We start from the raw sequence: 13,732 nt of genomic DNA, 5'->3' as shown, positions 1-13,732 counted from the left end.
ACTAATTATTGTACTTTTCCACGAAATGAAAATCTTACCTTACCAACCAGATCAAAGTGGCCTTGCTTATTCAGTAGGCACTACCCTCGACCGTTTTATTAAACTTAAACAAAGTGACTTTCCTTTTGCCTCAGGAGAGCTGTCCCAACTACTACGAGACATCGCTTTGGCATCGAAAATCGTCAACAGAGAAACCAATCGTGCCGGACTTTCCAACATCGGCGGAGCTTTTGGCCAAACCAATGTGCAAGGCGAAGAACAGCAAAAACTGGATGTCATCGCTAATATCCGATTTATCCGAGCTTTGAGTAAAGGTGGCGAAGTCTGTGCCATAGTTTCAGAAGAAGAGGATGCTGTGATCGATTTACAGAATAAATCCGGAAAATATGTGGTGGCGATCGACCCTTTAGACGGAAGTTCCAACATCGATGTGAACATTAGTATTGGAACAATTTTCTCGATTTATAGAAGAAAAACTCCGATCGGGAGCCCAATTCAAGAAGAAGACATCATGCAGCCAGGAACAGAGCAAGTTGCCTCTGGATATGTGCTATATGGATCTTCCACAATGTTGGTTTACACCACTGGTTTTGGAGTAAATGGATTTACTTACGAACATTCTTTAGGAGAATTTTTCCTGTCTCACCCTTCTATACAAGCCCCAAAAAATGGAACAATTTACTCTATCAATGAAGGAACACAGGAGGAATGGAATTCAGGAATCAAAGAATATATCGATGCTTGTAAATCCGCCAACTTTTCTGCCCGATATATCGGTAGCCTTGTAGCCGACTTTCACAGAAATCTTCTAAAAGGAGGAATTTATCTGTATCCTGCCACTCAAAAAAATCCGAATGGGAAATTAAGACTGATGTATGAAGCAAATGCACTTGCCTTCATTGCCGAGCAAGCCGGAGCTATTGCCACAGATGGAACGAAGCGAATTTTGGAAATTCAACCAACTAGCTTACACCAAAGAACTCCTTTGTTTATTGGCTCTGAGATTATGGTTACTGAAGCCGTTGAGCACTTAAAAAAGCACCAATTCTCTATAAAATAAATTAGCTGAAATAAGAGAACATCACAAGTCTGCACAACTTGTCTTATCTTCATGTCTTAATTTAAAATCAGATATGAATTTTAACAAATCAATTCTAAAAATAGGTTTGGTAGCCTTCGGAGCTGCTTTGGCAGTTGCTTGTGAACAAAAAGCTGCAGAAGTAGAAGCAATTCCTGCAGAACCAATCGATGAAACTAACGCTGTTCAGACGGAAAAGCTCCTTCTGAAAGTAGATACACTCCATACAGGATTCGAAAATCCGTGGGGCATGACTTGGTTAGAAGACGGCACACTACTGGTAACTGAGAAAAAAGGAGAAATCCTGATTTTCAAAGATGACAAGTTTACCGGAGAAAAAATCCAAGGCCTTCCTGAGGTTCGCACCACTGGTCAAGGCGGATTATTGGACATCCAAGCTCATCCAAAATATGGTGAAAATGGTTGGTTATATATCAGTTATGCCAAAAAAATCACGGAAGAAGAAGGCACCACTACCATCATGCGTTTTCGTCTTGATGGAAATAATGCGGTAGATCAAGAGGAATTGATCATGTCCCAACCAGCATGGAAAGGCGGAAATCATTTCGGTAGCCGTATCGTTTTTGACAAAGATGGTTATTTATTCTACTCTAGCGGGGATCGATTTGACAAAGCAATGAATGCGCAGGAACTGACAAACTCTCATGGAAAAATCCACAGAATTCACGATGACGGAAGAATTCCAGAAGATAATCCATTTGTAAACACTCCTGGAGCAATCCCATCTATTTGGGCTTATGGAAACAGAAATCCTCAAGGCTTATACTATGATCTGGAAAACAATCGACTTTGGGAATCAGAACATGGCCCAATGGGAGGTGATGAATTAAACTTGATCGAAAAGGGTAAAAATTATGGTTGGCCAGTGATCTCATATGGTAAAAATTATGATGGCACTACCTTAACCGAGATCACTGAAAAAGAAGGCATGGAGCAACCGGCTACATATTATGTTCCTTCAATTGCGACTGCTGGAATCACAATGGTGACTTCAGATAAATATCCAGCTTGGAAAGGAGACATCTTAATCGGTGCACTAGCCAAAATGCATATCAACAGAGTGGACATGGATGGCACAAATGCACTTTCTCAAGAAGTGATGCTTCAGGATATTGGAAGAGTAAGACAAGTAAAGCAAAGTCCTGACGGCTATCTTTACGCCATCACAGAAGGTACAGGTCTTTTGGTGAAACTTATTCCGATTAGATAAGATCGAGTCAAATCAAAAAAAGAGGCTTTGGAACAATCCAAAGCCTCTTTTTTGTTTCCGTCTATTTATTACACAAAGTCAATGTCCACATTGAAAGGATACTTCATAAGAAACTGCAAGGCTTCTTTGATATCAAACTCCTCAAATAAAACCCGATACAAGTATTCTGTAATAGGAGCTCGCAAATCGGCTGTTTCCAAAAATGCCTTTATCACTCGAATGGTATTTATTCCTTCCGCAACTTCCTCCATATCAGCCATGATCTGATCAAGCGTCTCACCTTTGGCAAGTCTAAATCCTACCGTGAAATTCCTGGAATCTACCGAATTACAAGTAGTCACCAGATCTCCGATTCCCGCCAAGCCTATAACAGATTTAACACTTCCTCCAAGTGCATTGCTCAGGTGAACCATTTCCACCATTCCTCGGGAAATCAAAAGTCCTTTTGCATTTTCTCCCAACTCAAGACCTGCTAAAGCCCCGGATGCAATAGCAATGATATTTTTCAACACACCACTCAATTCAACTCCGACTATATCTGAATTTCCATAAACCTGAAATTTCTCAGAACGAAGTAAGCTTTGCCCTTCGAGGATCACCTCATTGTATTTACTGGCAATAACAGTTGCAGCCGGCTGACCTTTGATCAACTCTTTCGATAAATTTGGTCCAGCTAGACATCCTACTCTCACAACTACCGTCTCCTGCATGATCACTTCGCTCATAGTCAGAATTTGAGAACGCTGAATTTTCTGGACAGAGTCTAAAGTCTCTCCTTTTCCAAGGTTCAAACACAAACCTTTGGTACCATGAATCACCAGATGGTATGGGTGAAGGTAAGGCGCAAAAGTTTTGGCTACATCCTGAAATCCCGAAGATGAAATCATCATAAAGAGGATATCACAGGATTTACAGATCTCTTCAGGGTTGTGCGTCCCGATTATCTTCGGGTTCAACGCCTTTCCTTGAGCAGTATGATTGGTATTGATTTCATTGACAACATCCTCTTTCCTGGCATACACCATGACCGGACTTTTCTCGGCAAGCATGTTGGCAATAGCGGTCCCGAAACTACCCACACCGAGAACCCCAATCCATTTTTTTTGAGGTTCAGAAGAGTTTTTCGAGTCCATATCCTGTTAATCTATTGTGATAAAAATAAAGCAAACTCATATCCTCAGTAACAATATCACCTTTGGCATCCATGATCAAAGGTCTTTTCGCATGATACATTCCGACATTATCCAACCCATGTTTAATTATGGTGTCCATGTCATTATGAAGATGCGGTGCCATATTGATCTTCCCATTTTCTGTCAATTGAATGATACGATCCAAAACCTTATTACAATTGGCTTTAAATTCATCATAAGGGATACTTATATCTTCTTCCGGAAGTCTGATCAAATCAAATAAATCCAGCTTTCTATTGGCTGATTTTATCATTTCAAATGCAGTAAAGGCCACCAAATGCGAACTGAAAACACGATTGATTTTATGGAATTCCTCCACAATTCTCTTTCCAAGCATATTAGTGTACTCCTCCTCCCGCTGATGATCCACTGTGATTTCACCTTCAGAAAGAAAATAATCACGAGTATGGATTTTCCTCCCCTTTTTATCTAGACTATCTCCGTTTTCATCCACATAATTCCCCAGCACATCCATTGCTTTTCCGACCGAAACCGAGATATCAGATCCTTTGGTAAAGAACTTCAAAAGGAATTTGGAAATTTTATAGGAGTTGGAAAATTCATCATTCTCCTTGTAGTAACGCTCTTGCCCTGTAATACTAAGGTGATCCCGAATCAAACTTGGAGCCTCAAGTACAAAGTGATAATTAATCGTAACTGGAACAATAAAGATCTTTCCTGAAATATCATCCAACCCATTCTGGAAATTTGCCCGCTGAGCCTCTATAGCTGTACTCAAAAGACCAAGTTTCAATTTAGACTCAATCATTCCGCTTCTCGACCTGGTACCTCCTGGGAAAAACAGACTGTGACACCCAAACTGAATCGCCTCTTTCGAATAGGTCTTTAAAGTTTCGAGATATATCAAATTCTTTTTCCTTCGATCCACTTTGTAGGCACCGAGAGAATTCATGAAATAAGCGAAAATTGAGATATTAAACAGGTTCAATCCTGCTCCATAAATGAAAGGAGGAAGACCTAGCACGGAAATAATCCAGCCGATAAGGATGCTGTCCAAATTACTAAAATGGGTAGGAACCATCACGACAGTTCCTTTTGTAGCAAGATCTCGTAATTGATCTGTTTCTCCAGTGATCTGGATTTTATCCTGTAAAGTATATTGGTTACTGAAAATCGATTTGAAACCTTTTACTCTTGCAGCATTCAGCAATCGGGAAAACCCGTAAGTAACTACACTTCTCGTGAATTTATAATGAGTATGCTTGAAATTACTGGCTATCTCCTCTGCATATCTGGAAGTGATCTTATTCAAAATCGACTGATATCCTTCCAGTTTTTTCTTTTTAGTAGTTCCAGTTGCAGTGGTAATATGTAGCAAAGAATCCTTCACTTCTCCCCAAAAAGAGCCCTCATCATCCGGGTCAACAACCCATGGATTCTGTTTAATCCTTAGTTTCTCCCTGTAAAGAGTTGTCTCTAATTCCTCTTTTAAAATATCAGGATTTTTATCCGTCAGATTCAGAATTCTTTCTTCAGCAAGGTCAGAGACTTTCTTAACAAACTCCTTCCGCTCTCTGGCAAGTTTTACTACAGGCCATTCATTCTTACTCGGAATGATCGGGTCGTACTTATGCTTTAGATATTTTTCCTCCAAGTGGAATTCAGTTTTTACAATTCAAAGATAACAAAAGCCTTTCGCATAAAGCCCACTAACGGGGTCAACTCAGGCTTGTTTCTTCGATTTGGTAAAAATAGCGACTATGGCAGAGGTGATCACACCCATAATTAAAGCCCCGACGGTCGCCTGAACCATATAACTTTTAAGGTTAAACCATTCCTCGGCCTCTTCTTGTGTCAAAGTCCCAGTGGATACAGAATATTCAATCACGTTAGCAAAATAATCAGGCGTGATATATTCAACTGTGATGTATTGGGTGAATGGGCTTAAGACCGCCACGATAACAGTAATGACCACTCCAGACAAAAAACCTTGCAAGTAAGTCATCTGACCATGGTAATAGTTTTTCTTTTTATCGAGAAGTGCAAAAACATAAATCAAGATTGCCGGAATAGCAAAAATATTGGTTAGTGTCGCATGCTGATCGATGTGAACATCATGCCAGCCAAGACTCTTTTCCAAAACCATCCAGGCCATTGCTATAATGGCAAAAATTATTGCCCATTTAATTTCTATCACGATGTTTCTCATAACTATTGTCGATTAGTGCGGTTTATTTGATGGAACATTCTTTACAAAATACAAAAAAGTTGAAATAATTATATAATCTGAAGGAATCTCAATCTATGCTGAAATTACCGCTTGCCCATGAAAGAAAGGGTATTATTTTTACGACAGAATTCATCGGATGAAAGCAGACCTTAAACAAATACAAATTCCCATTGAAGCCGAAATGGCTGAGTTTGAGCAGAAGTTTAGAGGGCTTATGAAAAGTAAGGTCAAGCTGCTGGACCACATTATGAATTATATCGTCAAGCGCAAAGGAAAGCAAATGCGCCCGATGTTTGTTTTTTTAACTGCTGGAATCACCGGCAAAATCAATGAATCCACCCACCGTGGAGCTGCTTTAATAGAACTACTTCATACAGCAACGCTTGTTCATGACGATGTTGTGGATGATGCAAATTACAGAAGAGGATTCTTTTCGGTAAACGCTCTATGGAAGAACAAAATTGCCGTTTTAGTAGGTGACTACTTACTTTCTAGAGGCTTGTTATTGAGTGTGGACAATGAGGATTTTCATTTACTGAAAATCGTTTCCAACACTGTAAAAGAAATGTCAGAAGGCGAACTTTTACAGATTGCCAAAGCAAGAAAACTCGACATTACTGAAGAAGTATATTACCAGATTATCCGTCAAAAAACTGCTAGCCTTATTGCCTCATGCTGTGCCGTCGGTGCTTCTAGCAATCAAGACGATCCGGAATTGATCGATAAAATGAGAAATTTTGGAGAGAAGGTTGGGATGGCTTTTCAGATAAAAGATGACCTGTTTGACTACGGAGAGGATGAAATCGGCAAACCAGTTGGGATCGATATCAAAGAAAAGAAAATGACACTGCCTTTGATTTATGCCTTGAATCAAAGCGATTGGTTAGAAAAAAGAAAAATCATCAGCCTGATCAGGAATCGAAGTGAGGATAAAAAAGCCGTAAATGAAGTAATTCAGTATGTAAAACAAAGCGGCGGTTTGGAATATGCAAAAACAGTCATGAATAGTTTCTATCAAGAAGCACTCGATATTTTAAAATCGTTTCCCGATTCAGAATACAAAACCTCTTTAGAGAACCTTGTGAGCTACACAATTGAAAGAAAGAAGTAAATTATACCTTTGAAAATACTAACTTCTCTTCAAAAGGAATATTTTTAATTATTAACTCCAACTTAACTTTAGGAGAATCGCATGGAATTAGGAAAAATATCTGTCATCATTCCATTATTCGAAGAGGAGACTAATGCTTTTGAATTAGGTAGAGAGGTTTTTCAGGCATTTGACCAATTGGCATATCCATGGGAAGTAATCATGGTAAATGATGGAAGCTCAGACCATACCTGGCTAGAGATTGAACGTGTATGCGGAGCATTTCCCAATTTTCATGGAATAGATTTAGGAGGGAATTTTGGACAAAGTATTGCTTTGAGGAGTGGATTTGAGCACAGTACAGGAGAGATTATCATCTTTATGGATGGCGATCTACAGCATAATCTAGCCGACATCCCCAAATTTCTCGATAAACTCAACGAAGGATTTGATATGGTAGGGGGATTGAAATCCCAACGTCCAGAAGGTTTTATTCAAAGGCAAATGTCCAAGTCAGCGCATTGGCTGATCAATAAAATTTCGGGAACCAAAATGAGTTATTTCGGGGGCACCTTTAGAGCTTATCGCAGGTTTTTGTTAGAAAACACCAATATTCTAAAAGACTCTCACCGATTTTTAGGAGCAATTATCGCTAGGAAAGGCGTGCGATATACTGAGATCCCCATTGTCATCAGGAAAAGAGGAGGAGGAAAAAGCAGCTACAAAATAGCAAAATTGTTTTCGGTAATTGTAGATCTGATTTTCTTAAAATTCTGTATTTCCTTTATGAATAAACCATTTCGACTTTTTGGTGTATTCGGTGGATTAATGTTGATTATAGGAATAATTCCCATGCTCTACTTAGTGGTCACCTCTTTGTTTTTTGGCACAAATATCCGTGTGGATTATGGAATTGAATTTCTCTTTTCTGTATTCCTTGTATTAATAGGTTTGATTATGATCAGCTTTGGATTTGTCGCTGAAATTGGAGTTTACAACTACTTTTCAGGGACAAAAATCCAGCCTTATTCGATCAGAAAAACGACACATTCTACCTTGAAAAAAAATGAACAAACGGCTGATCATTAATGCCGACGATTTCGGATTTGACAAGGATGCCACGGCAGCTATTTTGGATTTGCTCATCGACCAAAAAATCAGTTCCACTACTGTTCTGGCCAATATGGCTAAGCAATCGGACCTGAATAAATTAAAAAAAATACCAAATATCGGAATCGGCCTCCACGTAAATTTTTTAGATGGGGAACCACTTGCTCCCAGTCAGCACATCTCATCTATCCTAGATGAAAAGGGTTCATTTCTAGGTGCAAAACAACTTTTCTACCAGGCCTTAAAAGGAAAAATCAACCCAATCCACCTAAGTACAGAACTGGAAGCCCAAGCAAACTTCCTAAAAGATCATGGAATCAAAATAACTCATGCTGATAGTCATCAGCACTTACACCACTTCCCCATAATTGGTAAAATAATCCAAAACAAGTTGCATGAGCTAGGGATTCAAAAAATCAGAAATTCTGATACAAACTCCATTACCTCGAAACCTAGATCACTTATTTTAAAAGGATTTACTTCATTCACTCCTGTAAACCAAAAGTTGTTTACCACTACAGAAGGTCTGATTTCAGACTTGTCATTTGGCAAAGAGATCAATCAGAAACTTATGTTGCAGAGTCTGATAAAATCTTTTAAGTCTCATAACTTACTGGAGTTAATGACTCATCCTGGAATAGCGAATCGAGCTGATTCTTACCTCGAAAGGGAGAAAGAGTACCAACTTTGGAAATCCATTAATTTAGTCGAGGAGCTTGCAGCACTAGAAATAGAGCTGATTCATTTCGGCGAAATCTAAATGTTAATCCAAGCACTTCAAATATTCTTTAAACTCAATAAAATCATTTTCCAAGGACTCTACTTTTTTCTTCCCTTCCATAAAAGCCGCCAGCCTCTCTGGTAAAGTCAGCTTCAAGTCCAAAGCCTTTTCGACAGTTTCCCGGAATTTCCCAGGGTGAGCTGTTTCCAGAAACACACCTTGATATCCAGGGTTTTCCGACATAAAATCTTTTAGTCCTTTATATCCAACCGCTCCATGCGGATCCAAGGTATACCCCTCCTTTTTCACTTCCTGCATCACATCCACAGTTTCTGAATCAGTATAAAAATAACCTGAAACCTGTTCTTTCAATGTTTCTTCACTATTCCCATAGAGAGCCAAAAGCCTCGGAAAATTACTTGGATTTCCTACGTCCATGCTGTTGCTGATGGTAGGAATTGATGCCATCGCTTTAAACTCAGCCCCTCTTAAAAAGTCTGGAACAACTTTATTTACATTCGTCGCAGCCACAAAATGTTCAATTGGCAATCCCATTCTTTGAGCTAAAATCCCAGCCGCAATATTCCCGAAATTTCCAGAAGGAACAGCAAAAGCGACTTTCTTTCCATTCTTTGGAAGTCGAGAATAAGCATAGAAATAATACAAAGCCTGAGGAATCCACCTAGCAATATTGATGGAATTAGCAGAAGTCAACAACAACTTTTCATTCAATTCCTGATCCAAAAAGGCTTGCTTCACCATTGTTTGGCAGTCATCAAAAACCCCATCCACTTCCAATGCTGTGATGTTTTTACCCAAAGTCGTGAATTGCTTTTCCTGCAACTCGCTCACTTTACCTTTTGGAAAAAGAATGATTACTTCCACTCCTTCGACTCCTAAAAATCCATTGGCCACGGCACTCCCAGTATCACCAGAAGTCGCCACCAACACCCGCACTTTTTTCTCCGAATCTGTCAACAACAAACTCATCAATTTTGAGCAAAATCTAGCTCCAAAATCTTTAAATGCTAAGGTAGGCCCATGGAACAATTCAAGGCTAAAAACATCCTCCTCAACTTTCACCAGCGGTGCATCAAAAGTCAACGTATGATCCACCAATTCATGGATCTCTTCTTTCGTTAAGTCTTCTGAAAATATTGCTCCAATTACCTCATAACCAATTTCTCTGAAACTCAAATCAGGGAGTTTCTCGATGAACTCATTTGAAAGTGTTGGTATTCTTTCTGGCATATACAAACCCTGATCTGGAGCAAGCCCCTTGATCACTGCTTCTGCCAAACTCACCTGATATAGTGGATTATTTGTACTGTAAAACTTCATAGACTAATTCTTTTCTTCTAGCACATAAGCTCCCACCGTGTTGATTGCGGAGAAATGTACGTCTACGCCCAAACCGATTCCTTCATAGATTTCCTCAGCAGCACGGGCCATTTCTTTCGATTTTTCTGCTCCTTCGGACAAAGCAAAAAGCGTTGGTCCAGATCCGGAAATCCCCATTCCTAAAGCTCCTGCTCCTTTCAGAGCTTCTCTCACCTCGTAAAACCCAGGGATCAAAACAGCTCTGTAAGGCTCTGCAATTACATCTCTCATGGATCGGGAAATCAATCCAAAATCTTGTTGGTATAGACCAGCAATAAATCCAGCGACATTCCCTGATTGAATCGTAGAATGTTTCAATGGAATCGAATCCCGCAAAACGCTTCTGGAATCAGATGTATTCAACTGAAAATGCGGATGAAGCAAGGTGCAGTACAATCCATCTGGCACAGGAAGTTTGATCACATCCAAAGGGTGGTAATCTCTGATCAGTACAAATCCTCCAAGCAAACTTGGAGCGACATTATCAGCATGTCCGGCTCCGCAAGCTGCTTTTTCTGCAACTATCGCAAAAGGCAATAAATCTTTCTTTTCAAAAGGTTCTCCCAAAAGTCTGTTAGCAGCCACTAAAGCAGCAACAGCACTTGCTGCACTGGAACCCATTCCCGAGCCTAGAGGAAGTCCTTTTCGCAAGGAAATATCCATGCCTACTTGCTTTCCATAACTATCGAGCATCGCTTGGATAGCTACAGCACAGGTATTTTTCTCAACTTCCCAAGGAAGTTTTCCTCCATCATTTTCTATTGAAATGACTTTTAGGCCTGGCTTATCACGAAGAGTAACCTCCACATAATCGCCCATGGCATCAATCGCAAATCCGAGGATATCAAATCCACAGGACACATTTGCAACTGTAGCTGGCGCAAAAGCTTTGACTGATTTCATCACTCCCGAGTATAGTTACCGATTCTGATCACATCCGCAAATACTCCAGCAGCAGTTACATCTGCTCCTGCACCAGGACCTCTGATAATCATTGGAAAATCATGATATCTCTCAGTAGTCAACAAAATCATATTATCACTTCCCTGCAGGCTACTAAACGGGTGTTCAACTTTCAGTGAATTCAAGCCGACTTTCGCAGATCCATTTTCCAAAGTCGCCATAAATCGAAGTTTCTCTCCTTTTTCTTTCGCCTCTTCTCTTACCTTCTCAAAGTGTGAATCATGAGCTTTTAATTTCACAAAAAACTCATCTACCGAAGTAGTCTCAACACAATCATCCGGCACCATTCCTTCCACTGTCACTGAATCAAACTCTAGTGTTTGCTCAGCCTCTCTACCCAAAATCAAAATCTTTCTCGCCACATCCATTCCACTTAAATCATCTCGTGGATCAGGCTCAGTATAACCCTTGTCTTTTGCGACTCTGACCACTTCTGAGAAAGAAGAGCCTTTTTCAAATTCCGAGAAAATAAAGTTCATCGACCCACTTAAAACTGCTTCAATTTTGATTACCCGATCACCGGAAAGCATCAAATCCTGAAGTGTATTGATGACTGGTAAGCCTGCCGCGACATTGGTTTCATATAAGAATTTCACCCCACGCTTTTTGGCGATTTTCTTCAAAGCCAAGTATTGTTCCATCGAACCGGAATTAGCTTTCTTATTAGGAGTAACAATCCCGATTTTAGCTTCAAGAATTCTGGAATAAGTGTTTGCCACTTCCAAAGAAGCCGTACAATCCACCATTACTGAGTTGGAGAAGTTCATCTGCTCCATGGTCTCAATAAATTTATTCAGATCCATTTTTTGATCTCCAGAACCCAATTTATGAGGGTTTTTCAGATCAAATCCATCCTCGTGAAAAGCCATGTATCGGCTATTCGCCAGTCCGTGAATCTGAATATCCAGCATGCTGTCCTGCTGCAGTTTTTCCTGCTGAGAAGCGATCATTCGGATCAAAGCCTGACCGATCAAACCGGTCCCAATTAAGAACACGTGTAACACCTTATTCTCAGATAAGAAAAACGCTTCATGAAGGGCATTCAGGGCCTTTTGCAAATCGGCCTGTGGGATCACAGCAGAAATATTCAACTCTGAGCTCCCCTGCGCGATTGCAGCAACGTTAATGTTATTTCGACCCAAAGCTCTAAACATACGTCCAGAAGCTCCAGGGTTATGCTTCATGTTTTCACCAACTACCGCAACTGTAGAAAATCCATGAAGAAGATTCACTTCTTCCATTTCACCAGATTTTATCTCATAGTGAAATTCCTTTTCTACAGCCTCTTTGGCCAAGTAGGCCTCATCTGTTTTGATAGCCAAACAGATGCTATGCTCCGAAGATGCCTGAGAAATCAACACGATATTCACTTCGGCTTCCGCCAAAGCTTTAAAAACTCGGCTCGTCCCGGAAACAGACTCAATCAACCCCGCACCCTGAACAGTCACAATAGAAATATTGGACATGGAGCTGATTCCCTTGATCAATGCCTCTTTTGTGACTTCGCTGTTTATTTTGGTGCCTGGATTTTCCGGTTCAAAAGTGTTTTTGATATAAATCGGAATATTCCGCTTCATAGCCGGCTGCATAGTCGCAGGGAAAATCACCTTTGCACCGAAATGAGACAGTTCCATGGCTTCGTTATAGCTCAGCTGAGGCACTGTAAACGCGGTATATACTAATCGAGGGTCAGAAGTCAAAACTCCAGAAACATCAGTCCAGATTTCTAGATCTTCTGCCTCTAAGGCTCCTGCAAAAATAGAAGCCGTATAATCAGAACCCGATCTGCCAAGTGTTGTTGTTTCGCCTTTTGATGTGGAAGCAATGAAGCCTGTTATTACTTTGATCCCATCATTCTTCCCAAAATAACTTCTGATAAGTGCATTGGTAGTTTCAAAATCCACTCGAGCCTGACCAAACCGATCATTGGTACGGATTACTTCTCGCGCATCCAAAAATTGTGTTTTCAGACCTTTTCCTGCCAACGCTTCTGCAAGAATAAAAGCAGAAAGTCTTTCTCCAAAACTGGCTACATAATCCAAAGTCCTCGGAGAATTTTCTTTGATCAAATAAATCCCGTGAAAAAGATCTTCCAACTCTTTGAAACGAACTTTCACATAAGTCATCACAGTGGATTGGTTCTGAACAGAAATAAGCTGTCTCACCAAATCCAGATGCTTTTCTTCTAAGGTTTGTAAAGTATCTCTGTATGCTTGATCACCTTCTCTTGCAAGTTGGGATATTTTCAAAAGGCTTTCCGTGACACCACCAAATGCTGAAAAAACTATGGCTATTTCATGTTTTTTAAGCTTCTCCTCAATAATGGAAAATACTTTTTTGATGTTTTCGGGGTTCGCTACGGATGAACCTCCAAACTTGATGACTTTCATAAAGAATTTTGAAATGAGTTTTTAAACTAAAACGGGCCATAAAAGACCAAAAGGGCGGGTACTACTGATTTTTGAACGGGATCACCCCGTAATGGTGGTGAACATTCCGGTGGACATAAAAAAAGATGTACGTGCAACTGTTCCACGTAAAGTGTAGAGGTTTTCTGTAACTGAAATATGTGCTGCAAATACCATATCCGAAGAATTGACACGACAATCTTAAGACCAAAATTTTGATATGCCAAACAATCCTTTGTAGTTTTTCAAAAAAGTCAGACATTCTTTAATAATTAGACAAAAAATCAGGTCTTTTTTCCAAAAACAACTTGTAATTTTTGACATTCCTTTAAAAACCAAAAGAGAATTTGGTCTAAAAAATTTATAA

General features: G+C 39.9%; 11 protein-coding genes. 5 read left to right on the top strand and 6 right to left on the bottom strand.

The genetic code is table 11. The annotated features are described in order from the left end of the window. Positions 1-25: 25 nt before the first annotated feature. Together fbp and FHS59_RS13925 are read left to right on the top strand one after the other, a co-directional pair. Complete coding sequence (gene fbp, locus FHS59_RS13930) at positions 26-1,060, top strand: class 1 fructose-bisphosphatase (RefSeq protein ID WP_184495913.1); 1,035 nt, start codon at positions 26-28, stop codon at positions 1,058-1,060. 73 nt (positions 1,061-1,133) lie between these two features. Then, the gene (locus FHS59_RS13925; protein WP_184495911.1) at positions 1,134-2,309 is read left to right on the top strand and encodes a PQQ-dependent sugar dehydrogenase; all 1,176 of its coding nucleotides are present in this window, start codon (positions 1,134-1,136) and stop codon (positions 2,307-2,309) included. A gap of 68 nt (positions 2,310-2,377) precedes the next feature. On the opposite strand, the gene FHS59_RS13920 is transcribed toward FHS59_RS13925, so the two are convergent. The 3 genes from FHS59_RS13920 to FHS59_RS13910 form a co-directional block, all read right to left on the bottom strand. After that, entirely contained in the window at positions 2,378-3,442 is a 1,065-nt protein-coding gene (locus tag FHS59_RS13920; RefSeq protein ID WP_184495909.1) for an NAD(P)H-dependent glycerol-3-phosphate dehydrogenase, read from the bottom strand. Then, a complete protein-coding gene (locus FHS59_RS13915; RefSeq protein ID WP_184495907.1) occupies positions 3,420-5,117 on the bottom strand; it encodes a 1-acyl-sn-glycerol-3-phosphate acyltransferase in 1,698 nt (565 codons plus the stop codon). The genes FHS59_RS13920 and FHS59_RS13915 overlap by 23 nt, the downstream gene beginning before the upstream one ends. 69 nt (positions 5,118-5,186) lie before the next feature. Next, a complete protein-coding gene (locus tag FHS59_RS13910) occupies positions 5,187-5,672 on the bottom strand; it encodes a DUF4199 domain-containing protein (protein ID WP_184495905.1) in 486 nt (161 codons plus the stop codon). Positions 5,673-5,829: 157 nt separating this feature from the next. On the opposite strand from FHS59_RS13910, the gene FHS59_RS13905 reads away from it, so the two are divergent. The 3 genes from FHS59_RS13905 to FHS59_RS13895 all read left to right on the top strand — a co-directional run bounded on the left by FHS59_RS13905 (position 5,830) and on the right by FHS59_RS13895 (position 8,653). Then, on the top strand, positions 5,830-6,804 hold the full coding sequence (locus FHS59_RS13905; protein ID WP_184495904.1) for a polyprenyl synthetase family protein: 975 nt from the start codon (positions 5,830-5,832) through the stop codon (positions 6,802-6,804). Between the two features lie 81 nt (positions 6,805-6,885). Continuing rightward, the gene (locus FHS59_RS13900; protein ID WP_184495902.1) at positions 6,886-7,872 is read left to right on the top strand and encodes a glycosyltransferase family 2 protein; all 987 of its coding nucleotides are present in this window, start codon (positions 6,886-6,888) and stop codon (positions 7,870-7,872) included. Further along, entirely contained in the window at positions 7,850-8,653 is an 804-nt protein-coding gene (locus tag FHS59_RS13895; RefSeq protein WP_184495900.1) for a carbohydrate deacetylase, read from the top strand. The genes FHS59_RS13900 and FHS59_RS13895 overlap by 23 nt, the downstream gene beginning before the upstream one ends. A 3-nt stretch (positions 8,654-8,656) precedes the next feature. Here the strand turns inward: FHS59_RS13895 and thrC are convergent, their stop codons facing one another. The 3 genes from thrC to thrA are packed head-to-tail and all read right to left on the bottom strand — an operon-like array spanning position 8,657 to position 13,347. After that, positions 8,657-9,955, bottom strand: a complete 1,299-nt coding sequence (gene thrC / locus FHS59_RS13890; RefSeq protein ID WP_184495898.1) for a threonine synthase — start codon at positions 9,953-9,955, stop codon at positions 8,657-8,659. 3 nt (positions 9,956-9,958) lie between these two features. Beyond that, entirely contained in the window at positions 9,959-10,897 is a 939-nt protein-coding gene (locus FHS59_RS13885; RefSeq protein ID WP_184495897.1) for a homoserine kinase, read from the bottom strand. Then, positions 10,897-13,347 carry a bifunctional aspartate kinase/homoserine dehydrogenase I gene (gene thrA, locus FHS59_RS13880; RefSeq protein ID WP_184495895.1) on the bottom strand — a complete coding sequence of 817 codons (2,451 nt, stop codon included), beginning with the start codon at positions 13,345-13,347 and terminating at the stop codon, positions 10,897-10,899. Before thrA ends, FHS59_RS13885 begins: the two co-directional genes overlap by 1 nt. Positions 13,348-13,732: the final 385 nt, after the last annotated feature.

The sequence above is a fragment of the Algoriphagus iocasae genome, from assembly GCF_014206875.1.
GTDB classification, from domain to species: domain Bacteria; phylum Bacteroidota; class Bacteroidia; order Cytophagales; family Cyclobacteriaceae; genus Algoriphagus; species Algoriphagus iocasae.
The sequence above is the reverse complement of the archived record's forward strand: the minus strand, read 5'-3'. Positions and strand labels throughout refer to the sequence as shown.

Coding starts and splice junctions, on each gene's coding strand:
- FHS59_RS13900 (WP_184495902.1), top strand. CDS start 6,886: ATGGAATTAGGAAAAATATCTGTCATCATTCCATTATTCGAAGAGGAG.
- thrA (WP_184495895.1), bottom strand. CDS start 13,347: ATGAAAGTCATCAAGTTTGGAGGTTCATCCGTAGCGAACCCCGAAAAC.
- FHS59_RS13920 (WP_184495909.1), bottom strand. CDS start 3,442: ATGGACTCGAAAAACTCTTCTGAACCTCAAAAAAAATGGATTGGGGTT.
- fbp (WP_184495913.1), top strand. CDS start 26: ATGAAAATCTTACCTTACCAACCAGATCAAAGTGGCCTTGCTTATTCA.
- FHS59_RS13925 (WP_184495911.1), top strand. CDS start 1,134: ATGAATTTTAACAAATCAATTCTAAAAATAGGTTTGGTAGCCTTCGGA.
- thrC (WP_184495898.1), bottom strand. CDS start 9,955: ATGAAGTTTTACAGTACAAATAATCCACTATATCAGGTGAGTTTGGCA.
- FHS59_RS13895 (WP_184495900.1), top strand. CDS start 7,850: ATGAACAAACGGCTGATCATTAATGCCGACGATTTCGGATTTGACAAG.
- FHS59_RS13905 (WP_184495904.1), top strand. CDS start 5,830: ATGAAAGCAGACCTTAAACAAATACAAATTCCCATTGAAGCCGAAATG.
- FHS59_RS13910 (WP_184495905.1), bottom strand. CDS start 5,672: ATGAGAAACATCGTGATAGAAATTAAATGGGCAATAATTTTTGCCATT.
- FHS59_RS13885 (WP_184495897.1), bottom strand. CDS start 10,897: ATGAAATCAGTCAAAGCTTTTGCGCCAGCTACAGTTGCAAATGTGTCC.